Genomic DNA, 23,925 nt, shown 5'->3' on the forward strand with positions numbered 1-23,925 from the left:
CGATTTCGATTGTTTTTCCGTTATTTTTCCTTTTCTGAAATAATTACTTCACCATTTACTTTCTGGTAATCTGCGCGTATTGCTTTACAAATCAGTTTCAATTTTTCTTCCAGGGGTTCGTCCGTCAGCGAGGCTGTAATCGGGCTTTTTCCCAGTGTTATTTTGTCAAATACAATTTTAATCTGATACGCATTTTCAAGATCTTCAAAAACCTTTTCCAGGGGCGATTCTTCATATTCAAAAAGCATATATTCAGCCTGCTGCATCAGTGCAGGATCTTTCGGAGTAACTATTTTCCGGATCAACAGGAGATCCTCTTTCTCAAATACTGCCTGCTGATCCGGGGTTAAGATCAACCCTTCTGATTTCTTATTTCGCTGTTGTATTTCCTCCGGGGACTCAGGATTAAAAATGGATACTTTCCCGGTTTTGACAGTAACAACAATTTGTTTATCCCGGGGATATGATTTGATGGTGAAGCTGGTCCCGACAACCTTCGTGGCGATTTCGTTGGCGAATACATAAAATGGTTTGTCAGCATCCTTGGCGATTTCAAAAAATGCTTCGCCAGTCAGGAAAACTTCTCTTTTGTCCTGCGCAAAGTAGCTCGGATACGAAAGTTTGCTGCCCTTTTTCAGTATCACCGAACTTCCATCGGGAAGGTTAACGAGCCGGGTTGCTTTGGTGTGATTTTTTACTTCGAGGAGGTCATATCTATGGGCTGCTTCCTTGACCATACTCGCATACCTTGCACGTTTAATGGTTTCATTTTGAAGGAAATACCATCCAGCCATGAACATAAGACCCGCTAAAACCGCTGCCGCAATCCAGTAAGGGTAGGAGCGCAGCGGCCGGACCGGCGATCCTGAATTTTCTAACGATGCTATTTTTTGGAATATAGAAGTTTTTAAATCCTGAATTTCAGATTTAGAAAATTCCTGGCCCGGTAAATGCTGGGTGAGCAGTACCAGCTGCCGCGCCACTTCTACATCATTTCTTTTGAAGGGATAAGTTTCAAGCCAGTTTTGCCAGAAAGTCTCAGCATGATAGTCCGTGCTTTTTACCCAGTGAATGAAAAAATCATCCTGTGCAAACTCTTCCGGCTGAAAACTTACATAATCTTTCATCTGTATATCAGAGGTATTCCACCCTTCTGAAATACAGAGAAATCAAAATGATTTTACTACCAGAAAAATTGAATATTTATTTTAAAATTTATGAATAAAAACAAAACAATGCCGGTGTAGACGAGGTGCTTTCTGAGTTTTGTCAATGCATTTTGGAGCGTGTTGGCAACGGTTTGTTCTTTGATGTCAAGCAGGGAGGCGATTTCCCTGATCTTTAAATCGGAATAGTATTTGAGTGAAATAATTTCTCTTTCTCTGCCGGATAAGAAAATGAGCGAATGCAATATCCGGCTGTTTCTATCTGTTTCTGATTCCCTGGACAGCCACTCACTTTCGGGAGATGGTTCAAAATCCGGCGAATACGCTATATCAGAAACATCAATATGAGAAATTTGCTTTTGTGTGATGTGTTTTATCACAGCCCTCCGCATGGAACGGTATAAATAAAACTTCACCTGTACCTGAACAGCCAGATTTTTTCGGTATGACCATATATCTACAAAAATATCCTGAACTGCATCACCCACTACATCCTTGTCTTTTGCAATTCCATACCCATACTTTAATAACTCTGCACTGTATACGTCGAATAGTTCTCCCAAGGCATCTTTATCGTCATGGATGATTTTTGTCCATAGATCCTGGTCGAGCGCCCTTCTGTTTTCCGCATAGTCGTAACCCTGCATGACTCATTTATTTAGTACAAGTATTACTTGCCAGCGTCATAAGTTTGAGCTGCTTACTATCTACTTTGTGCTGCGTGTTAACGATAGGTGCCGCGCCTTCATTTCTTTGTTTTTTGATAGTGACTTCCCGCTGGCAAACGGAGACAGCTGACAACTCGGGTTTTCTGATATATATCAATGCACTTTAACCTGAATTTCAAGATGTCAACCCAATATCAAATCTTACTTATCAATACGCAAAAATGTGGGGGATTGCTTCCCGCTAATTTTTGGGTAGCAAAGCTTAATTAATCATAAAGAATGTATCCGAGTGCAAGTTTATTAAAGATGTTTTCATACGATTAAATTGAATTAGCCAGGTTTATAAACCTAAATGATGATCCATATACATGTCGGGAAGCTTAAACCAGAATATAATTAAAGATCAGCAGCACGATAGCTAATTAAGCGTATATATTTTGTATTCTAGTAGTTTTAGTTCTACATTTGAAGTAATTAATGTGTGCTGGAAATCTTGTGAAAGCCAATTATCATTACCGTCTATCAAAGTCCTAAATTGATCCTGGCTGCATTAACCAATGTCTTTTTTACAGCTGAATTCAATACCTGCCGAATTGTAATTCTTTGAATATGCAATCACTTTACACACGAACTAATAATTAATAGGAATGAATATACATGTAGCTTCACAGATCACTCCTGTTGAAGATTTTAGGACAGGTGTAAAGGAAAGATCTGATAGTATCATCAACTACATCTTATCGGGCTATTTCTTACTCGGCTTGTTTTTAGCTTCTTTTTATGAAACCTGGTTTATAGCAGTTGGGGTTGGTGGTATCCTGCTTGTTGCCTATTATTCCACTAAGCTGGCACTGCCCGAATCTGATTTGTACCAGTATGTGCTGAGTACAGTCCTGGGTATTTTCATGGCCCAGTTTATATACCAGATGCACGGACTTTTTGAAATGCACTTTTTTGCCTTCATCGGTAGTGCTGTGCTGATTACTTACCAAAACTGGAAGCTTCAGATACCGATGATGCTGGTCGTGCTGGTACATCATTCCGTTTTTGGCTACCTGCAGAATTCCGGTCTGGAAGAGATTTATTTTACCAAGCTTGACTATTTCGATATAATGACTTTTGCCATGCATATGCTATTGGCAGCAGGCATTTTTGGCATTTGCGGACTCTGGTCATACCGGTTTGAAAAATACTACCAGAAGCAGATATCACAAACCAGGAGAGTAGGCGAACTGGAGAAAGAGGTCCAGCTTTCATTGGAACGAAAGAATAATGAAGAAATTCAGCGCAGGATCAATGCAGAACTTCGTGCATCCAATGCCGAACTTGACTTAGCACGCCAACAAGCTGAGGAGGGAAACAAAGCAAAAAGTGCCTTTCTGGCTACCATGAGCCATGAAATCCGTACGCCCATTAATGGTATGGTGGGCATGGCGGCGCTTCTGAAACAATCGCCGCTTTCTGATGAGCAGCATATGTTTGCCGAAACTATTTTGAACTGCGGCGATACCCTTACCAGTATCATCAATGATATTCTGGACTTCTCTAAAATTGAGACGGGTAAACTGGAACTTGAAAATGATGACCTTAATCTGAGGCAGACCCTCGAAGATGTATTTGATGTATTCGGCGTGAAAGCAGCGGGTATCGGGCTTGATCTCATCTATGAGATTGACGAAAGAGTCCCTTTGCAGATTGTCGGCGATGATTCCCGCCTGAAACAGGTACTCGTTAATTTGATTGGCAATGCGGTCAAATTTACCGAGCGGGGAGAAGTCTGCGTTTATGTTTATCCTGAAAAAGAACTGCATGATGGGCAGCTGCAACTGCGGTTCGATGTACGGGATACGGGCATTGGTATCCAGGAAGAAAAGCTTGGAGGACTGTTTGATGCCTTTACACAGATTGATTCGTCTACCACCCGCAAGTACGGGGGCAGCGGTCTGGGCCTTGCTATTTCAAAAAACCTTGTGACCCTCATGGGGGGAGAAATGAGCGTCCACAGCACCCTTATGGAGGGATCTACTTTTTCTTTTTCGATCAAAACCGTGGTCGGTACCAAAACCCTGTCGCCTTACCAGGATTACAATATGGGGGAACATTGGGGTAAAAAGATTTTGATCGTAGACGATAATTTTACAAACCTGACTATTCTGAGGCGGCAGATGGAGAACTGGCAGCTTGTGCCGGTACTGGCTTCGTCGGGAGAAGAAGCGCTGGGTATTTTAGCAGATAATCAAGGTATTGACCTGGTTGTGACTGATATGCAGATGCCCCTGATGGATGGAATAACCCTGGCCAGAAACCTCCGAAGTTCAGGAAGGCAAATTCCTTTGATTTTACTAAGCTCCGTCGGTGAACCGCTGAAGGAGCAGGAGCGGCAGCTTTTTACTTCGGTACTAACCAAGCCTATCCGCCAGCATATCCTCAGCAAGCATATCATCAATGCATTGCAGCAACACACTAAGATCGGCATGGAAGCCGCGCAGGTCTCCAGGTTCCAGACGAATTTGGCAAAAGATTTTCCATACGAAGTGCTGGTAGTGGATGACAATGCCATTAATCAGCATGTAATTGTAAGGGTGCTGCAAAAGCTCGGTTATCAGCCTGACATTGCAAATAACGGTAGGGAGGCGGTAGAAGCAGCTAATTCAAAGAATTACGGACTTGTTTTAATGGACATGCAAATGCCCGTCATGGATGGAGTGGAGGCCACCAGGCTGATACGTAAAACAGTGGTACAACAACCCATAATCATTGCGTTGACTGCCAATACACTTGAAGAAGATCGGCAGCAATGTCTAAATGCAGGCATGAACGATTACATGAGCAAGCCCATTAATATCAATGAGGTTACCTCCAAAATCAAGCTGTGGTACAAATGATTACTGTTGGCAAACAAAAATTTGTTCGCATCTTGAAGTCGGTTTGGTATTCATTTACAATCAGGAACATGCCCTTGTATTTCCCCAGAAACCGAGGACTCCGTTAGAGATTATCTTATATTGAAGATGACGCGTAAGCTTGTAAACTAATACCAGCCTCCTTCCACCAGGTCAGATTGGACTACAACATAGCAGGATTCGGCTTATTTTTCCTGTGTGTTTCTGCGGAGCTTTGGTGAGTATTAAAAAACAAAAGCTATGCGAATATTAGTAACGGGTGCGACAGGTGCTTTGGGAAGCGCGGTGATCGAAACGCTGTCGAAAAGGGTGCCGGCCAGCAGTATTGCCGTGCTTACCAGGAACGAGGAAAAACGGCTGTCTTTTCAGGAGAGGGGATTTCCGGCTTTTCTGGGTGATTTCGATGATACAACCTCCCTCGACAAGGCGATGAAGGGAGTAGATACGGTGTTGCTGATTTCAGCAGGGGACGAAGGCGACAGGATAAAGCAGCACCTTAATGTGGTGGATGCAGCCAAGAGGGCAGGAGTTTCCGGAATTGCTTACACCAGCCGCTCCATGCGGGATCAGGATAAACTGTCAAATACCTTGATGGCGGACCACTTTGCCACCGAGAAATACATTAAGGAAAGCGGCTTGCGTTACACAATATTTCGCAATGCATTGTACATGGACGTGATTCCACTGTTTGTCGGCAATCAGGTTTTCGAGAGCGGCATCATCCAGTCTGCCGGCATGGGTAAAGTTGCATTTGCACTGCGAAAGGAAATGGGGGAGGCCATTGCAAACGTTATATTGGATGAGGGCTGCGAAAATAAGACTTATAAGTTTACAGGCAGGGAAGCATATACGTTTGATGACATTGCTCACGTATTAACTGACCTGTCTGGAAAAGAGGTGAACTACACACCGGTTGGAAGTTCAGCTTTTGAATCGATCCTGATCAAGAAGGGCATTCCGGTAGCTATGGCCAGAAAAATTATCGATTTTAATGCTGATATTCGAAATGGACAGGAGTCGGAAGTGACTGCTGACCTTGCCCGGACACTTGGGCGTTCGCCTGCTTCACTGAAAGAAGGGTTGAAAGTACTGTTTGGATTGTAGACAAGCTGATTATGAAGTCTCCGGAAGCACCTAGGAACATTCGCACAATCACCGAATATCACCGTTTGATGGAGCTGCCCAAACCCGCGCACCCTCTGATCAGTGTGGTACGCTTCGAGGATATCAAAGCCCGCCAAGGTGCAGCACCAAAAAGAATCAGCCACGATTTTTATACAATTGCCCTGAAAAAAAATGTCTGTTCCAAGCTGAAATATGGCCAGCAGCACTTTGATTTCGACGAGGGCGTAATGGTGTTTATGTCACCGGGACAAGTTCTTTCCATTGAGTCTGCCATAGAAGACGATTTCAAACATACCGGCTGGCTTTTGCTTATCCATCCTGATTTTCTGCTCAATACGCTTTTATGCGGCAAGATAAAACAATACGAATATTTTGGCTATCAGGTGCGGGAAGCGCTGCACCTTTCAGAGAAGGAGGAGGCATTGGTAGCGGGGCTGATGCAGCAGATTGAGCAGGAAAATCACGGCAATATGGATGCATTGAGCCACCCTTTAATCATTGCGCAACTGGAATTGTTACTTACCTACGCTGAGCGCTTTTACCAACGCCAGTTTCTGACGCGAAAGGCTTCTCATCATGCTATATTAGAGCGAATGGAGTTCCTGTTATCCGAACGTTTTAAAGACGATGTGTTAATTGCCCATGGAGTTCCAACAGTAGAGTCAGTGGCCGAAGCCCTGCACCTTTCCCCCGATTATTTAAGCCGATTGCTGACCACACTAACTGGCCAAAGCACCAGGCATTTTATACAGGACAAGCTCATTAGCCTCGCAAAACAAAAGCTTTCCACTTCTGACCTGTCGGTTAATGAGATTGCCTTTCAGTTAGGGTTTGAGCATTCTCAATCGTTCTGTAAGTTATTTAAGAACAAGACTGCTTATTCACCAGCCGCATTCCGACAATCATTCAATTAAGGATGAGGTGAAAATTGCTCTCGCTAATGCTGATTGTAGCTCTCGTAACCAAGACCAGTAAGGGTGTGTAACTGAGTATTTAAATTGCCCTGTTTTTAATAATGGCAAGTATCTCTTACTCAACTCAAAGATCAACTTCACATCAACAAGAAGCTGTTAAAATTTTTTTTGTTCCAGACACAAAAGCCCCTCAATGATTGTTGAGGAGCTTTTGTGCTTTTTGATCGTGCTGAAAGAGCTGGTAAAAGACAGATTCTTGGAAACCAGGACTAAGCAATAATTTTAACCAGATTTTTGTAGCCCGTTTCCACGTTCTCTATAGCCGGCGCCATATCCTGCTCCACGAAAAAATACTGTAAGCCTGCTATTTTTGCTGCTTCAAAAATCCTTTTGAACGGTACCACACCATTACCTACTTCTGTGATCGTTTGCAGGTCGCTTTTGATGTCCTTGCAATGCCATAACGGAAAACGGCCGGGGTGTTCCTTGAAAAGCGCGACAGGATCTTTTCCGGCTTTGGTAGCCCAGGCAAGGTCCAGTTCCATCTTGACGAGGTCTTTGTCTGTTTGCGACAACACCAGTTCGTATGGTGTCTTGCCTCCTTCCACTTTGTCAAACTCGGTAGCATGGTTGTGATAGGCAAAGCCTATCCCCGCCTTTTTTGCGGCTTCACCGGTTTTCTGGAACACACTTATCGAATTGTTGATCTCCTCCGTGTTGGCAACCGGCGTGCTAGCGCAAACCAGGAAGCTCAGTTCTGCCTCCGCTGCGTCGTCGACAATTTGCTGATAATTGTCTCGTAAGGTGAGTAAGGCAGGCATTTTGGGGATGGATATGGGCTTGCCATCTGCACCTTTTGGCATTTTGTCAGGAGGCGGCATTTTAAACGGGGCACCCATTGCATGGTGCGCACGCCATTTAAGGCCAACGCCTTCCACAAGTTTTTTGAATTCCTTAGGCTTGTAACCATAATAACCGCCGCGCGTGCTGAAAGCCGATTCTATTTCTTTATAACCAATCGCCGCAATTTTTTTCAGGGTACCTTCCGGATCTTCATTCATTGGCTGGAAAACCGTAAACAATTGAATCCCTACCGGCCACGATGCTGCCGCTCCGTCAAACAGTCCGCATGCTTTGGAAATGCCCGGCAGCAGCATGCCGCCTGCGAGAACGGCTCCGGTTTGTTTTAGAAAATCTCTTCTGTCTGTGCTCATTTTATGATTCGTTTAGGGGAGTTTTTTATTGAAAGAATTTGATCTTGGAAAACGACATCAGCGGCTGAATGGCCTTGGCGTTGTCGTTTTTGAACACAAAATACAGGTCATGCTTGCCCTCGGTGGGTTTCAGAGTGAATTTCACCGGCGGACGCTCAAACGGGTTGCGCTGCTTGATTACCTGGCCCGGCTTGGCATTTTTCTTCTCGCTTTCCATTTCGGCCATCACTTTGGCAATGTCCACCTGCGGCGCAATTTCCACTTCCTGCGTTCCTACGATCGGGCCGGTCGGTGAATCGAGGTGGATTTCAATTTTTCCGCCTACGCTTCCTTCTCTTTTCTGTGCGGAAGCATTGAGCTCAATCACGGAAATGCCTGCGAGGTCAATGTCGTTGAAGCCCAGGTAACTGTTTGCAAAAGGTACCACACTGAAACCCAGTCCGGCGACGCCTAATGCTTTCAACTCAGCTCCTTTCACAATCGGCGCTTCGGCTGCGTTCATTTCCGGGCTGCGGAGAATCACCATTTCTTCGGATGTCTGCGCCGGAATCGTCTTGGCACCGCTCACGGCCCGGTCTGTAAATGCGGCGCGGATCAGTACGGAGCCGTTGCCATTGTCGCCTTTAGGAATGGTGGGGGTGAATTCACCTTTTACAGGCAGAGAGCTCAATGTTTTGTCGGTGCTGTTCAAAATGTACTTTACCATCACATCGACATCCGCAATCGGCAGGGACGGGTGCGCCGGCATGGCCACTTCACCCCATACGCCCGAACCGCCTTTCAGTACTTTCTGAACCAGCTGGTCCAATGCACCCGCCTGGCCTTTGTATTTACCCGAAATATCTGCAAATGCCGGACCCACAGACTTGCTGTTGGGCTGATGACAAACCTTGCAATCGCTTTTATCCATCAATAGTCTGGCAACTGCAAACTGTGTGGAAGCGTCAACACTCCGCTGGCTCTGAACCACTTCGGCGTAGTCAAAACCTTGGGAAGTGTAATCAATGCTCACTGCCACCTGCTCGGGTTTGATCTTGCCGTCGGCGAGGCTGCCGTCTTCCTTGTCGGCTACGGCAATGTCATATTGAATCGGTTTTCCTGCGAAGAAGAATGTTTGGTTTCCCGCCAGGTTCACCGCCACTTTGGGAGGCTCGTTGCCTGCTATGATTTTCAGCGATTCCATATTGCTTGCACCTTTGGTATCGGTGACGGTCAGCGTGGCGGTGTAAACGCCTGTTTTATTAAAATTTACTACGGGATTGGCCGTGGTAAATGTCTGTGCTGCGGTGCCCGGACTTGTAATTTTCCAACTGTACTTCAAAGCATCTCCATCAAAATCCTTGGTGCCATCAGATGACAATGTGGCTTTAAACGGAACCGTCCCGCCTTTTTTGTCCGTTGCAATCTGCACTAAAGGTTTGCGGTTACCGCCGTTGTACTCGATCCGGATCAGGCGCGAGTTGTCGCTCTTGCGGAACCAATTGCTGCCATATTCCAGAATGTACAGATCACCCTCCGGACCAAACTTGATATCGATCGGCTGCACAGGATGGTAATTTGGCAAAACGCGCTCCAGTGAGTCATAATCCCCATTTTCCTTCATTGAAATGGCCATGATCCATCCACGCGAGAAGTCGGCGGCGATCCATTTATTTTCATAATAGGCAGGCCACGGACGTTTCGGATTTTTGAAATCGGACAAATGGTAAACCGGGCCACCTGTTGCACTTCTTGAACCTGAGCCGACCAGCGGAAATTTCTCGGAAACGCCGTAAGGATAGTAAATGAATGTCGGTTCAGTAGGGAACAGTTTTTCCAGACCGGTGTTGTTCGGCGAATTATTAATCAGGTTTTTCGGGTCTTTTTTGGCGAGCGGCTTATTGGTGCCGTAGTCAAAAACCGGAAATGCCTGGTCGTCGGCAACGAACCACGGCCAGCCAAAGTTTCCCGGTTTCCGCGCCTGGTTCAGCTCATCGTAACCTCTCGGCCCGATCTCGGAATCCTCGCCGGCATCGGGCCCCACTTCGCCCCAGTAAACAAATCCTGTTTTGCTGTCCACCGAAATGCGCCACGGATTACGATGGCCCATGGAATAGATTTCCGGGCGCGTTTTGGCAGTGCCTTTTGGATAAAGGTTACCCTCGGGAATGGTGTATGAGCCGTCGGCCTCGGGATGAATGCGCAGGATTTTTCCTCTCAGATCATTTGTATTTCCGGCGTGCCCCTGGTCATCCCAGCTCGCGCGGCCTGGTCTTTCGTCAGTTTGTGCCGCCTGCTGATTACCGGTGTTGTTGCCCACCGTCAGGAAGAGGTTTCCGGCTTTGTCCCACGTCATTCCACCGCCCGTATGGCAGCAGACTTCGCGCTGGGTTTCCACTTCGATCACATCTTTTTTAGATGCTTCCACAAGCTGGTCATCTACAAGTTCCCAGCGTGAGAGCACGTGCTTTTTTTCAGTCGGATGTGCGTAGTAGAGGTAAATCCAGTGATTTTTTTCAAAACCAGGATCAAAGGTCAGTCCCATTAAACCTTCTTCCGCTTCACGCACTACGCCCTCGGCACTCGTGTATTTGGTGTTCACAGGGATGGTTGCAATCACATCCGTGGTTTTGGTGGAAGGATTGTATTTTTTTAAAACACCCTTTCTTTCGGCAATGTAAGCAGAGCCGTCTTTCAGCACTTCAAAACCATGGGTTCGTCGAGGTTATCAGCCACAACCACAGGCGTAAACCGACTTTCATCGGGCTTTTGAGAACTGTCCTGCACGGTAAAACCAGCCAGAAATCCGGCGGCCAGCAGGTTTGCGGAGAAGATCAGGGAACGCATGATCTTCGGATTAAAAGTAAACTTAACTGTCATAAGGAGTTGATATGATGATGCGACTTTTTGAAGGAATATAACAATAATAAATTGGGTTAAAAAAAGAAGTGCCGGATGGGCTTATCCGGCACGCTTAAATCGTCTGTCAGCACTGCACGCTTTGGGCGCCATTTTCATTTTTTACAGTTGCGCAGAAAGAAATTAAATCTTAAACTCGGTTCCCTGGTTGACCTTACTGTCCACTGTAATTCTTCCTCCCAGCATTTCTACCTGTGTTTTCGTCATAAACAATCCCATGCCTTTTCCTTCCACATGGTGATGAAAGCGTTTGTACAAGCCAAATAGCTGGTCGCCTTTTTTGAGCAGGTCAATTCCCAATCCATTATCCAGAAATGAAACACTTACCTTGCCCCGATCAAGGTTACTCTTGATCTGAATAACAGGCATCTGGTCCGGCTGACGAAACTTGATGCTGTTAATGATCAGGTTGAAAAAAATACTGTGCAGATAACTTCTTAGCGTAAACAGCTCGGGTGCAGTACTAAAATCGGTCAGAATCGTTACCTGTTCATTTTCAATTGTTTCCCGGATGCTCAGCCTGATTTCGTCTACCAGTTCTTGCAGATTTACAAGCTCTCTTTTTTCACTGACCTCTTTTTTAACCTGTAAGATTGTATTCAGGTCTGTGATGACGTCATCAAGCCGGTTTACATTGACTAATATTCCATTGAGTAGTTCTTCTTTTACCTGATCCGTATAGCCTTCCTGGGTAATAAGTCCGGCCAGTCCGATGATATTTGCTAACGGGGCGCGCAGGTTGTGTGACACGATATAGGAAAACTGTTCAAGGCCTTTATTGGATTTGATAAGCTCATTGGTAAAATCCGTCAGGTTCTGATTAAGCTCATTAAGGCGTGTTTCGGATTCTTTTCGTTTGGTAATATCCCTGAAATAGACCGACAACCCACTCGCCGAGGGATAGGCCGTGACCTCAAACCAGGAGTTGTCCCTTTCATAATACAGTTCAAAATGCTGAATGGTATTCTGCTTCACAGCCCTGTGGTAAGCATGATAAAGCTCAGTATCAATCACATCCGCAAATACATCCCATAAAGACTGTCCTAATATGGCTTCTTTCGGGCAGTTCAGCAGGATCTCGGCTTTCTTGTTCCAATAGGTGACAATCCAGTTCTTGTCCAGTGCATAAAAGCCATCCCCGATACTTTCCAGGATCACATATTTTTCTTCCAGCGCTTTAAGTACCTTTTCATCCGCCTGTTTTTCTTTTGTGATGTCATTTACAAAGCATGCAATGCCTGTTACTGCGTCATTTTCCCGGATGGGGTGGATCGCGTATTTCAAATAACTTCTGGTTCCATCAAAAGAAACTTCGTTTTCAAATTTCAGTACTTCACCATTTAATGCCCTATTGTTAATTTGTCTCCACTGCTGCACAGCACCAGGATCAAACTTGCTTAACGATTCCCGTATGTCATACCCCGGTTGCACATCGATCCCATATCTTTCTTTCATCATGGTTTTATGAGCATGGTTGCATATGATGTATTTGAAATCAGTGTCCAGGGAATAAATAAGTGCGTCGGTATTATTCATGATTGCATTCAGGTTTGCCTCTGACCTTTGAAGCATATCCTGTGCAAGTCTGTGGTCTGTGATATCCCTCATGACCAGACTAAAACCTGTAATCAGATGGTTTTCATAAACCGGGTTGACTGTGATGTTAAACCATTTCTTTTCACCATTACTGTGCTGGTAAGCATGTTCATATTGCCATACATCACCAGCTAATACTTTTGTGATTGCCGCCTCAAATTCCGGTCTTTTCTGTTCGCTGACCGCATCCAGTAAATTGCTTCCAATGGCAATCTCTTTGCCGGTATTGAGCTCGAAAAAATACCGGGATTTACTGTTAAAGTATCGGACGATGGCTTTGTCATCAGTTAAAATAAAACCCTCGGATGTGTTTTCAAAAATCGCCTGCAAGTTGGATTCTGAATTTCGTAATGCCTGCTGGGAGTTCTCTATTTCTGTAACATCATGGATGATGCCGTACAATCTGGCTGGCTGCCCCTGGTTATTGAGCTCTGACTGGGTTTGCACATGCAAGTGCCGGATCTGCCCGTCTTTTCTGATGATGCGGTGAAAGTAATCCGCGGCCTGTGCGGAATAGAGGGCATCTTTATTTGTGTTTATAACGCGTTCCAGGTCCTCAGGATGCACGAACGACAGCCAGGATGCCGAGGATTGAATGGTATCTTTTTCGGACAGCCCGCAAATCCGGCACGTTTCTTCTGACCAGATACTGATATCCGTTGACAAATCCAGTTCCCAACTGCCCAGATGCGCAATAGCCTGGGCCTGGCTCAGGCGGCGCTGCTTGTACTGACGTTGTTCGTCAGCATTTATTTTACCGGTAACATCCTGAATGTTATCTACAATGCCATGGATTTTTAATTGTTGCAGTAACCGCTGTTGTTCTCTTTTAATCTCGTATTTATCCAGGCATCGAAGGATTGCAAAAGCGAGTCGCCCGGCCTGGTGCATGATCATATAATCATCTGCACCCATGAGCAGCAGTTCTTCTGCCATGTCATCAGATATGGCAGAAGAAACGATGATAAAAGGAATATCAATTTGTTTTTGTTTCAGCAGGTTCACTGCCTGTGCGCAATGAATGTCGGGCAATGCATATTCCGAGAGGATAATGTCAGCTGAAAAATCAGTGAGGGCTTCCATGAATTGCTGCCTGTTACCGGCGACTTTTATTTCAGTAGCTAACTTTCCTTTGTCCAAAGCTTGTTTTACTGTAACCGCGCCATCAGTGGAATCTACCAGGTGCACAATTCTTATACTTCTGTCCATCATGTATACATTAAAACAAATAGCTCAGGGCTAGATCTACAAAGATGGTTTAGGCATTTAATAAACCAAATTAGTACTACTACTACCCAAAAATTTAATTTAATATACTGATAGATATAAAAAGTAGAATCATCCTTACGGCGATATAAATTAAATGGACTCAGCAGCTTTTACAATTCATCAAATTGTTCAGTGGGCTAAGACAGGTTTGAATCCCAGATAGCTGTTAAAGTATACTGTTTAAATGTGCGCCACATTTTGAAGGAAAAGCTCTGCGCAGCATGTTCAAATAGGCTCACTTTCAAATGTTTGCTTCTGAACAATACTGGCGAATCCTGCATAATCCGGTTAAAGCAAGTTGTCATTTATAGCCTGATAGACAGTCCTGACTACCGGCTGAAAACCCAGGCTGCGCGCCAGCGAACTGTCGGAATGCAGGTACCATGGATCTGTGAGAGGCTCGGAATTGGATTCCATTGTAACGCCTGCAAGCTTCGACAACTCATAAAGTGAAGTCGGCGCATCGTCAGAAACATTCACGATGCGGCCATCCATTGTTCCTGCCAGCGCCATGTTCACTGCCGTGGCTATGTCGCGGTGGTGAATGGTGCTCATTCGCATAGCGGGATGCCATTTGGCTGCAATTACGTGTTCTGGCAATGTTTCCAGGTGATTGTCCCCTTCCCCGTACACAAACGGAAACCGCAGGATCGACCAGTTCAGTCCACTTTCGCGCAGCTCATTTTCCGCTGCAACTTTACTGGCAGGATACGCGAGTTGCGGAGCTACCGGATCATCTTCCAGGCCCGGATGCGGGTTGTTTTTAGGGTAAACATGGATAGTACTTGCCAAAATGAAGCGCACTCCGGGTGCATGGGTTTTCGCTGCATGAATCAGGTTGCGGGTGCCTTCGAAATTACTTTTCCAGATCAGATCAGTGTCGCTGGTGCGGAACACTGCTGCAAGGTGGACAATTGCTGAAACATCTTTCACAGCAGCTGCCAGGGACTTAGTATCCAGCAAATCTCCCGCTATGGCTGTCGCCCCGCCTGGCACATGCTTCCCGTCGCGCACCAATGCCCGGCAGTCAAATCCAGCGTCAACAAGCCGTGGCACAAGGCGGGCGCCCACTAAGCCATTTGCGCCCGTGATCAATATGGTTTTCGATGCATTGTTCATATTTTCCTGTTTTTTGATGAACAAAGCTCGGGAGAATCTTGCCGGCAAGGCTGGACGAAAGCCGGTCAGCTCAGGACAAATCCTGGGAAAAACCGGCAATGGTTTTGCCGGTCACCTTTTTGAATAAGCGGGAGAAATAATCCGGGTCGTTGAATCCAAGGTCAAAAGCCAGCTCTTTTACCGAAGTCCATTCATTATAATACAGGCGCCTGCGCGCTTCCAGTATCAAACGGTTCGTTATAAATTCTTTGGGAGAAAGCCCTGAAAAGTGTTTGACAATCTGGTATAAGCTATCCGTACTTACTGCAAGTTCTTTCGCGATGTTCCGGACCGTCGGATGATCTGTGAGGTTGTTTTCAACAAATACCTTGAAACCGATAAACTTCTCCATTCTGTCATCCGCGGGCCTTCCATCCACTGCAAAATAAGCAGTGTTGATCTCTGTCAAAAGGCTGTTCAGATGGGCAAGGATCAGTACCGGGCTGGTGTCGGCAGTACTCAATAAACCAAGGAGAATTTCAAATACGGCTTTTAATCTGATAGCTGCCGCAGGGGAAAAACGGATTTTTTGCCGGTTAAGCGGGTTGAGCAGGAAAGGGAATCGCCGGGGCAGTCGTGAAAAGCATTCTTCATCAAATCCAAGCTTATAATAATCAGACCCGTGGGAGGTAGCGGGGTACTGTTGAACTTGATGGGGTAGCGCAAAAAGCAATTCATGTTTCCCAATCTCCATTGTCTCCAGATCCACAATATGCTGGCAGCGACCATCCAGAACAAAAAGGGAAAAGTAATACTGCAAGCGGCGCGTGAATCCGGATTCAGCAGCGATCTCCCTGGATAAATGTCCAAAATCCGGAGTAATAATCCGGATTGGTAATTGCTTATTCTGACTGAATTGTTCCGGAAACAAATTTACACTTCGCATGTCTCACATTGATTAAGTAGTCAGATTACAATGGCCAATATAATATGCTTTCCGTTGCCGCCCTGGTGTAAGTACTTTATGCAAACCTTCGTCAATAAAAATTAGGAAACCAAATTGAAGAAAGCCAGGCAATACCCAGTTCCCCTTACTCACCGGTCCACCATTTTCTGCTGCGCCTCGGGATACCGCTCACCTTTGATGTCAATCCTGGATAATGCTTCATCGATCTGGCGTAAATCTTCGGCGGAAAGCTCAATGTTCACAGCGCCGAGGTTTTCTTCCAGGCGGTGCAATTTGGTAGTTCCGGGGATCGGTACAATCCAGGGCTTTTGCGCCAGGATCCAGGCCAGGGAAATCTGGGCAGGGGTAGCAGGCATCCCGTCAATTTCCTTTTGAGCCGAAATGGAAGTGAGCAGGTCAACGAGCGCCTGATTGGCTTTCCTGTTTTCAATACTAAATCTAGGGACCGAGTTCCGGAAATCCGAGCTTTCCAGTTTGGTGTCCTCCGTAATTTTACCCGTCAGAAACCCTTTGCCCAGCGGACTGAATGGAACGAAGCCAATGCCCAACTCTTCCAAGGTCGGCAGTATTTCTTCCTCCGGACTTCTGAACCATAGTGAATATTCACTTTGCAACGCAGTAACCGGCTGCACCGCATGCGCGCGCCGTATGGTTTTGGCCGATGCTTCCGAAAGTCCGAAATGCTTCACTTTTCCCGCCTGGATCAAATCCTTGACAGCCCCGGCAACATCTTCAATAGGCACATTCGGGTCAACCCGGTGCTGGTAATACAGGTCGATTACCTCAACATTCAGCCGTTTCAGCGAATCTTCCACCACTTTTTTAATGTGCTCGGGGCGGCTGTTCAATGCATTCCACCGGGCGTTGGCTTCGGTTTCAGAAGCGGGTATAAAGCCGAATTTTGTAGCGATCACCACCTCGCCTTTGAATGGTGCCACCGCCTCGCCGAGCAGTTCTTCATTGGTCAGCGGCCCATACACTTCTGCCGTATCGAAAAATGTCACTCCCCGCTCGACGGCGGCGCGGATCAATGCGATCATTTCATTTTTGTCTTTTGCCTCGCCGTATGACCAGCTCATGCCCATGCAGCCGAGTCCCAATGCCGAGACTTCCAGTCCGCTGTTTCCTAATGTTCTGTTTTTCATTGTATTGATGTTTAAAGTTATTGCTCTTTCACTTCGCGAATGGTGTAAATGGCGTTGGCAGCCCGTGGAAAACCGACATATGGATACAGCTGCACCATGGCCGAAATCAGCGTTTCCTTGTTGTTGCCCGCTTTCATGTTACCAGCTGCGTGTGAGGCCATTTGTTTTTCGGTTCCTCCCAATGTTGCCAGCGCACAGAAAACCATCAGTTCGCGGGTTTTAAGGTCCAGGCCGTTCCTGATGTAAAAATCGCCGAAGCACGATTCGGTGAGCAGGTCGGCAAGTTCGTTGCCTAGTCCGGCTGGCAGGTCCTGCATGTTTTGTTTCATCTTGTCACCATACAAAGGGACTTGCTGCTCAACGCCTTTTTCGTGGCGGCTGGCCTCGGTAACCGTTCCCTGCATTTCCAGAGGCACTTTTATTCCTTTTTGTTCAAATACTTTATTGACAACCTCCATCGCGTTCAAAACCTTGGGAAAACCGATGAACGGTGCACATTGGTAAATCACCTCGCGGATTTCAATGGGCGTGACGCCGACATTCAATGCTGCATTGGTGTGCGGTATTAATTGGGGCAATGTCTGGTTGGTGGTCAATGCCGTAATGGTGATCAATTCCCGTGTTTTGTCATTGAGATTGCCGATATAAAACACCTCTCCAAAAATCACACTTTGCAGAATGGTCATTAGTTCCGGATCTGTTTTGCTGGCTGTAATGTCCTGGGCAAAAAGTTCTTTATACTTGACTGCTGCCCGCTGGGTCCTGCTGGTTTCCATACTTTTTTGATTTTGCGTTGAAGGATTTTGCGCCATGAGCGGCGACTGCGCCAATGCGAAAAAGACGCAAATTGAAAAGATGTATTTTATAGCCATGTTGTGAAGATTAATTATTCGATAACCGGTAATCCAGAGGCGATTGGCCGACCTGCTTTTTAAATAGCCGGGTAAAGTGGGAGGGATATTTAAAGCCGATTTCGTAGGCAATTTCACTGATCGATTTACTGCTGTCCAGCACACGCTCTTTAGCAATGGTAATCAGCTTTTCCTGCAAATGCTCCTGGGCTGATTTCCCGGTTTCTTTCTTTACCAGATCACCAAAATAGTTGGCCGACAGATTCAATTGCTCAGCAAAGAATTTAACAGAAGGCAAACCCAGGATTTGGGGATTATCTGATTTGAAAAAATCGTCCATCGCACGCTCAAACCTGGCGAGCACATCTTTGTGCAAGTTGTCACGTGTGATGAACTGCCGGTCGTAGAAGCGGACGCAATAATTCAAAAATAGCTCAATGTTGCTGATGATCAGTATTTTGCTGTGTTTGTCGATCGCGTGCTCCAATTCGTAGCGGATCTTCGAAAAGCTGTCCAGGATCGTTTCCCGCTCACGGTCAGACAGGTGGAGTGCTTCATTCGCATCGTAAGAGAAAAAGCCGTAATCTTTGATCGACCGGCCCAGGGACGTGCCGCGGATCAGGTCGGGGTGGAACGTGAGCGCCCACCCGGTCGGCTGAAATGTTTTCTCCTCTTCATCAAACCCAAAAACCTGCCCGGGTGCGATGAAAAGCAATGTTCCATCCTGATAATCGTAATGGTTCCGGCCATATTTCATCTCAGCGCATTTGAGCTCTTTGAGGAAAATGATGTAAAGCTCCGAAACAAAGCGCGCGCCTTGAATGGGCGAGGACTTAGACTGATCCAGCACACTCACCAGCGGGTGCAGCGTCTTTTGTCCCCGCTGATTATTGAATTGAGAAACACTTTCCAATCTGACTATCTCGCTCATTGCTTTTTGGTTTTGTTGAGCTAAATGTAGTACATCCCTTCTTTATCAATCACATAGCAGCTGCCTGATCGGTAATAATGGTAAGCAAATCAGGAATCCGTATAAGGCTGCATTGAGAAAGTGAGGCGGGAGTTGCTTTGCTAAATTCGAATACGAATATGGAAGCAAAACAGCTCGCATGCATATTGACAGGCTGCTCATCGCCGGTCAGGCGCATTTAGTACGGAAGCACATACAAAAAAACCTGCGGATTTTTTTGTTTACAGGTAAAAGTATCCTGCCGGCAGCTGGAAGGATAAAGATTTTCAAACCATCTGTTAAGAATTTCAATCCAAACCTGCCCCTGAGACAGGCTCAGCGCTGAGCTTAGCAGATACTTCGTAACTTTAATGTACAGGTATGAAAAACTTACAGAGATATGAATGGTCTGCCCATTGAAAATAGCAAGCAGCGTCCTTTGTCTGCATTCAATAGTGACTTGAAGCTGAAAGGTTTCAATGTTTTCCAGATTGAGGCTGACGGGAGTGCAACCCGGGTGTACAGCCGCAAGGATTTTTACAAAATCTGCCTCACCACCGGCAGAAGCAATATCCATTATGCCGACAGGAGTTTTGAGACGGAAGGTACCGTGCTGTTTTTCGGCAACCCGCATATTCCTTATTCCTGGGAAACACTTTCGAGCACATACGTGGGGTACACCTGCCTGTTTTCGGAAGAATTTCTGATGGCATCCAACCGGTCGGACAGCCTGCAGCAGTCGCCTCTTTTCCAGATCGGCGGAACGCCCATCATGAATATTTCGGCCGGGCAGCGCGACTTTCTGAACACGCTGTTTCAGAGGATGATCGAGGAGCAGAAGAGCGGGTATTCTTTCAAGGACGATCTGATACGGAATTATATACATCTGATCCTGCATGAAGCCTTGAAAATGCAGCCTTCGGAAAACTATCATCACCAGAAAAATGCAGCTAACCGCATTACTTCTGTTTTCCTGGAATTGCTGGAAAGGCAGTTCCCGATCGAAAGTGCCGACCGGCCACTGCAATTAAAGGCTGCCCAGGACTACGCTGCGCAGCTGAATATGCACGTTAACTACCTGAACCGGGCTGTCAAGGAAATTACCGGCAAGCCGACGACGGCCCATATCACCGAGCGGGTTGCCCAGGAAGCGAAGGCACTTTTGCAGCACACAGACTGGAACATCTCAGAAATTGCCTATGCGCTGGGGTTTGAATATCCTACGTATTTCAACAACTTTTTCAAAAGAATGACCGGTACCAACCCGAAAGCGCTGAGGATGCAGGATGTTTGAAAATCTTAATGAATGGTTTGTTTTTCTTTACCCGCCCGGCCGTGCAGCCGGGTATTTTTGTGCCTGACCAAAAGCTCGAAAATGATGAAAAAGAAACATCTCCAGAACTTTGCATTTACGGCCATGCTCGCTGCTTTGCTTGCGTTTCCGGCAGCGGACATCCTGGCCCAGCAAAAAACCGGTTCCACTGATGTAAGTCAGGGTATTTTCCCAAAAGGTACGCAGGGACCCGCTGCCAATTTCACAGGCAAAGCCTGGAATTACAGCCTGGTACCTACGGACAGCACACTCACGACTGTGGTAGGAAACGTGTACTTCGAGCCGGGCGCGAGAAGTAACTGGCACACGCATCCCGCAGGACAAATCCTGATCATTACCGAAGGAAAAGGCTATCACCAGATCAAAGGTCAGTCCAGGGAAGAGCTCAAAAAAGGGGATGTGGTAAAATGTCCGCCGAATGTGCTGCATTGGCACGGTGCAAGTCCTACAGTGGGTATGCAGCAGCTTTACATTCTGCCCAATACCGAAAAAGGGATCGTGGAATGGAAGCAACCGGTAACAGATCGTGAATACAACAATCAAAACTAAAATCATCAGCAGGAAAGCTCCATTTACAGCAGGTACCTCTATGCTTGTGATAAAACATCATCCTGAAACATTCATTTATTAATATGAAAAAAGCATTGATACTAGTACTTGCCCTCTTCATGTTGGGGCAGGTGCATGGACAAACCAGACAAAAGCCGGCCGCAAGAGCAATGCCGGATGCTCAGCAGACTGAGCATTATACATTTCAATTGAGCGATAAGGTAACCAGGCAGCATGTATCGTATCAAAACAGGTACGGTATTACCATTTCGGCAGACTTGTATCTGCCTAAAAACCGGGGAAATGAACCCCTGGCCGCACTTGCGATCAGCGGGCCATTTGGCGCGGTAAAACAACAATCCTTGGGGTTATATGCCCAAACGATGGCTGAGCGTGGATTTGCTGCACTCGCTTTTGACCCGTCGTACACCGGAGAGAGTGGCGGTGAGCCGCGCAATGTAGCATCACCCGACATCAATACGGAAGATTTCAGTGCAGCCGTGGATTACCTGGGTTTGCAGCCCGCTGTCGACCGAAACCGGATCGGGATCATCGGAATTTGCGGTTTTGCAGGCATGGCTTTGAATGCATCGGCGGTTGATAAGCGTATCAGGGCGGTGGCCACGACGAGTATGTATGATATGTCGCGGGTAATGGCCAAGGGTTATTTTGATAAAACAGATGCTCAGCAGCGCACCGAAATGCTGGAACAAATGAGTTTGCAGCGCTGGGAAGATGCCCGGAAAGGTACTCCGGCGCCATCCACGCATAATTTGCCTGAAAAGCTGCAGGGCAATGAACCTCAGTTTGTGGTTGATTATTTCAATTACTACAAAACGCCGCGCGGCTTCCACAAAAACTCCATCAATTCAAATGCGGCCTGGACTGCGACCAATGCACTTTCCTTTATGAATATGCCGCTGCTGACTTACATCAAGGAAATTTCACCTCGTCCTGTTTTGCTTATTGCCGGTGAAAATGCACATTCCCGGTATTTCAGTGAAGATGCCTACCATGCAGCCGACGAGCCCAAAGAGCTCATGATCATACCGGATGCATCCCATGTTGATTTGTATGACCAGTTCGTTAAAATTCCTTTTGAAAAGCTGAGCTCGTTTTTCAATGAAAATTTGAGCAGGGCCAATTAAATATAGCTTTCCGGGTACGGAAACGCTCAGGATGTGAAAGCTGGGCTTTCATCCTGAGCGTGCTGTCCTTGCCGGTTTTTGTTTATTGCGGCAGTCTTATCAGACCTTTATGTCCGTTTGCTGATCTTGTTCTGGCTGATCTGCCGCTGCATGTCAGATTTGAACCGGGCATCCTTGTGCTCCGATAGTTTCATGTGCTTGGTAGCCCGTCCCTGCACGCGCTTGCGCCACATTCTGAAACTGCTAGGCTGCATTTCGGTACGCATGATGGCGATTACCTGCTGCTCTGATATCAGAAATTGGGCACTGATGGCTTCAAAGGGCGTGCGGTCTTCCCAGGCCATTTCAACAATGCGGTCCACTTCGTCGGGCTTTAATTCCTTTTCTTTTTCCTGCATATCCATATTGTCCGTCTTGGCAAATGTTAGGTCTAATGAGCAATCGGGCTTCCGGCTACTTCTGTTAGTACCTGTAAATATGCATGCCATCAGTCTGCCTGGGATTTCCTGAACGTAATAGGACCTTCATGTTTAACCTGAAACGAATCTCTTCATCAGCTCGGGCTGCCAGTTTGAACAGGTAGCGTTCAGGTGGATGTCAACCCTGTGCAGTAACTGCGACGTCGTTCCAGGATTCCCAGGTTTGCAGCTTTTCGGCATAGACAAGTTTGGTTTTTTTGTACCCGACCTTTCCCAGAAACAAGCGCAAAGGCGGCTGCTCGCTGTCTACCAGTTTCAGGATTGCGGGAATGGTTGCCTCGGGCTTGCCGAAGTCGTCGGGCAAAAGTCCCTCGGTACTTCCCAGGCTTTGACGGATAGCGTCATAAGCAGCGATAGTCTGGCTTTGTACCGCCGAATTACCTCCGAAGTCCGTAGTGTATCCATTGGGTTCAACCAGTGTTACATGAATTCCAAATTCCTTCACTTCGCTGGCCAGCGCCTCGCTTAACCCTTCAACAGCAAATTTGGTAGCATTATAAATGCCCAGCGTCGGGAGGGACCACACACCCAGAACACTCGAAAGCTGTATGATATGGCCATGTCCCTGCTGACGAAGAATGGGCAGGGCTGCCTGGGTCACCCAGAGTGTACCATATACATTCGCTTCAAAAACATCCTTTATTTCCTTTTCACCGGCTTCTTCAACAGCGCCGAAAACACCATAACCTGCATTATTGATCACTACATCGAGGCTTCCGAAATGCTCGTAGGCCTTGTTGACGGCGTCTATACTTTGCTGGCGGTCGGTGATATCCAGCGCGATGGGCAAAAAGCTGTCGCCGTATTGTGCAGCCAGGTCCTGTAAACCTGCGATATTACGGGAGGTAGCGGCTACTTTATCGCCCCGTTTCAAAAATGCTTCTGCCCACAATTTTCCAAATCCTTTGGATGCGCCGGTAATAAATATGGTCTTTGTCATGATCTTGAATTTTTGTTGTTGTTAGATGTGACAAAGGTATTTCGGCCTGTGCCGGCACAGTAGCCCATTTGTCGGGAAGAATAGCACAGAAATACGAGGCGGCTTTTACCTTTACATAAAAGAGAAAATATAATCCAGCGGCATTCCTCAGGACAGATACATGGAGAAGATCACTCATTACAAAACCATTTCGCAGCTGCATGAAAAGAGCGGGTATCCGGCGCCTGCACATCCATTGTTAAGTCTGATGACCTGTAAGGAGCTGATGAGTTACTCGCTTGGGGAATCCCGTTTTACCGGAGATTTTTACATGATTGCCTTGAAGAAGATCAAGTCGGGCTACGTGCTTTACGGAAAGACCAGGTACGATCACGACAATGGGTCCATGGTTTTTATGAAGCCCCGGCAGATTATCGAGGTGAGCAATGTGCAGTTTGCCGAAAAAGGCTTTGTCATTTTTGTTCACGAAGACTATCTGGCGGGTCACAGTTTGTATGAGCAGATCAGGAAGTACGGCTATTTTGAGTACGAGATCAACGAAGCACTGCATGTTTCCCCTGCTGAGGAAATGGTGATCTGGGATTTGTATGATAAAATCAGGGCTGAATATGACGGTGATCCGGACGAACTGAGCCGGGATATCATTTTATCTCATATTGATTCCATACTGAAATACTCGGACCGGTTCTATAAAAGGCAATTTACAGACCGCA

At 46.4% G+C, this 23,925-nt stretch carries 20 protein-coding genes (1 of these 20 running past the window's edge); 7 read left to right on the forward strand and 13 right to left on the reverse strand.

Annotated features, from left to right (window positions below):
* Positions 1-20: 20 nt before the first annotated feature.
* Both HWI92_RS03380 and HWI92_RS03385 read right to left on the reverse strand, forming a co-directional pair.
* Positions 21-1,127, reverse strand: coding sequence for a FecR family protein (locus tag HWI92_RS03380; RefSeq protein WP_204660787.1), 1,107 nt, complete (start codon positions 1,125-1,127; stop codon positions 21-23).
* A gap of 56 nt (positions 1,128-1,183) precedes the next feature.
* Positions 1,184-1,813: an RNA polymerase sigma factor gene (locus HWI92_RS03385; RefSeq protein WP_204660788.1), complete on the reverse strand. Its 630-nt coding sequence runs from the start codon at positions 1,811-1,813 to the stop codon at positions 1,184-1,186.
* 668 nt (positions 1,814-2,481) lie between these two features.
* On the opposite strand from HWI92_RS03385, the gene HWI92_RS03390 reads away from it, so the two are divergent.
* From HWI92_RS03390 to HWI92_RS03400, 3 genes are all read left to right on the forward strand, one after another.
* Entirely contained in the window at positions 2,482-4,719 is a 2,238-nt protein-coding gene (locus HWI92_RS03390; protein WP_204660789.1) for a response regulator, read from the forward strand.
* Positions 4,720-4,977: 258 nt separating this feature from the next.
* Positions 4,978-5,841 carry an SDR family oxidoreductase gene (locus tag HWI92_RS03395; protein WP_204660790.1) on the forward strand — a complete coding sequence of 288 codons (864 nt, stop codon included), beginning with the start codon at positions 4,978-4,980 and terminating at the stop codon, positions 5,839-5,841.
* Positions 5,842-5,852: 11 nt separating this feature from the next.
* Positions 5,853-6,776, forward strand: coding sequence for a helix-turn-helix domain-containing protein (locus tag HWI92_RS03400; RefSeq protein WP_204660791.1), 924 nt, complete (start codon positions 5,853-5,855; stop codon positions 6,774-6,776).
* Positions 6,777-7,045: 269 nt separating this feature from the next.
* On the opposite strand, the gene HWI92_RS03405 is transcribed toward HWI92_RS03400, so the two are convergent.
* The 9 genes from HWI92_RS03405 to HWI92_RS03440 all read right to left on the reverse strand — a co-directional run bounded on the left by HWI92_RS03405 (position 7,046) and on the right by HWI92_RS03440 (position 18,745).
* A complete protein-coding gene (locus HWI92_RS03405; protein WP_204660792.1) occupies positions 7,046-7,990 on the reverse strand; it encodes a sugar phosphate isomerase/epimerase family protein in 945 nt (314 codons plus the stop codon).
* A 25-nt stretch (positions 7,991-8,015) separates the two neighbouring features.
* The gene (locus HWI92_RS03410) at positions 8,016-10,670 is read right to left on the reverse strand and encodes a PQQ-dependent sugar dehydrogenase (protein WP_229248800.1); all 2,655 of its coding nucleotides are present in this window, start codon (positions 10,668-10,670) and stop codon (positions 8,016-8,018) included.
* Positions 10,664-10,849 (reverse strand): hypothetical protein, encoded by a 186-nt coding sequence (locus HWI92_RS25230; RefSeq protein ID WP_229248802.1) that lies wholly within the window; start codon positions 10,847-10,849, stop codon positions 10,664-10,666. The genes HWI92_RS03410 and HWI92_RS25230 overlap by 7 nt, the downstream gene beginning before the upstream one ends.
* Positions 10,850-11,011: 162 nt before the next feature.
* Positions 11,012-13,696 (reverse strand): PAS domain S-box protein, encoded by a 2,685-nt coding sequence (locus tag HWI92_RS03415; RefSeq protein WP_204660793.1) that lies wholly within the window; start codon positions 13,694-13,696, stop codon positions 11,012-11,014.
* Positions 13,697-14,041: 345 nt separating this feature from the next.
* A complete protein-coding gene (locus HWI92_RS03420; protein WP_204660794.1) occupies positions 14,042-14,872 on the reverse strand; it encodes an NAD-dependent epimerase/dehydratase family protein in 831 nt (276 codons plus the stop codon).
* 70 nt (positions 14,873-14,942) lie between these two features.
* Positions 14,943-15,797 (reverse strand): AraC family transcriptional regulator, encoded by an 855-nt coding sequence (locus HWI92_RS03425; protein ID WP_204660795.1) that lies wholly within the window; start codon positions 15,795-15,797, stop codon positions 14,943-14,945.
* Between the two features lie 149 nt (positions 15,798-15,946).
* Positions 15,947-16,963 carry an aldo/keto reductase gene (locus HWI92_RS03430; protein WP_204660796.1) on the reverse strand — a complete coding sequence of 339 codons (1,017 nt, stop codon included), beginning with the start codon at positions 16,961-16,963 and terminating at the stop codon, positions 15,947-15,949.
* Positions 16,964-16,980: 17 nt separating this feature from the next.
* Positions 16,981-17,739: a carboxymuconolactone decarboxylase family protein gene (locus HWI92_RS03435; RefSeq protein ID WP_204660797.1), complete on the reverse strand. Its 759-nt coding sequence runs from the start codon at positions 17,737-17,739 to the stop codon at positions 16,981-16,983.
* A gap of 106 nt (positions 17,740-17,845) precedes the next feature.
* A complete protein-coding gene (locus HWI92_RS03440) occupies positions 17,846-18,745 on the reverse strand; it encodes a helix-turn-helix domain-containing protein (protein ID WP_204660798.1) in 900 nt (299 codons plus the stop codon).
* Between the two features lie 418 nt (positions 18,746-19,163).
* Here HWI92_RS03440 and HWI92_RS03445 point away from each other — a divergent pair, with 418 nt between their 5' ends.
* The 3 genes from HWI92_RS03445 (at position 19,164) to HWI92_RS03455 (ending at position 21,793) form a co-directional block, all read left to right on the forward strand.
* Entirely contained in the window at positions 19,164-20,057 is an 894-nt protein-coding gene (locus HWI92_RS03445) for a helix-turn-helix domain-containing protein (RefSeq protein WP_229248804.1), read from the forward strand.
* A gap of 81 nt (positions 20,058-20,138) precedes the next feature.
* Entirely contained in the window at positions 20,139-20,645 is a 507-nt protein-coding gene (locus tag HWI92_RS03450) for a cupin domain-containing protein (protein ID WP_229248812.1), read from the forward strand.
* 83 nt (positions 20,646-20,728) lie between these two features.
* Entirely contained in the window at positions 20,729-21,793 is a 1,065-nt protein-coding gene (locus tag HWI92_RS03455; RefSeq protein ID WP_204660799.1) for an alpha/beta hydrolase, read from the forward strand.
* Between the two features lie 107 nt (positions 21,794-21,900).
* Here the strand turns inward: HWI92_RS03455 and HWI92_RS03460 are convergent, their stop codons facing one another.
* Positions 21,901-22,191 carry a TIGR03643 family protein gene (locus HWI92_RS03460; RefSeq protein WP_204660800.1) on the reverse strand — a complete coding sequence of 97 codons (291 nt, stop codon included), beginning with the start codon at positions 22,189-22,191 and terminating at the stop codon, positions 21,901-21,903.
* Between the two features lie 199 nt (positions 22,192-22,390).
* Complete coding sequence (locus HWI92_RS03465; protein ID WP_204660801.1) at positions 22,391-23,212, reverse strand: SDR family NAD(P)-dependent oxidoreductase; 822 nt, start codon at positions 23,210-23,212, stop codon at positions 22,391-22,393.
* 160 nt (positions 23,213-23,372) lie between these two features.
* Here HWI92_RS03465 and HWI92_RS03470 point away from each other — a divergent pair, with 160 nt between their 5' ends.
* Positions 23,373-23,925 carry the 5' portion of a helix-turn-helix domain-containing protein gene (locus tag HWI92_RS03470; RefSeq protein ID WP_229248814.1) on the forward strand. It continues 356 nt past the right edge of the window, so the window shows 553 of its 909 coding nt (coding positions 1-553); it begins with the start codon at positions 23,373-23,375; its stop codon lies off the right edge, out of view.

The sequence above is a fragment of the Dyadobacter sandarakinus genome, from assembly GCF_016894445.1.
GTDB classification, from domain to species: Bacteria; Bacteroidota; Bacteroidia; order Cytophagales; family Spirosomataceae; genus Dyadobacter; species Dyadobacter sandarakinus.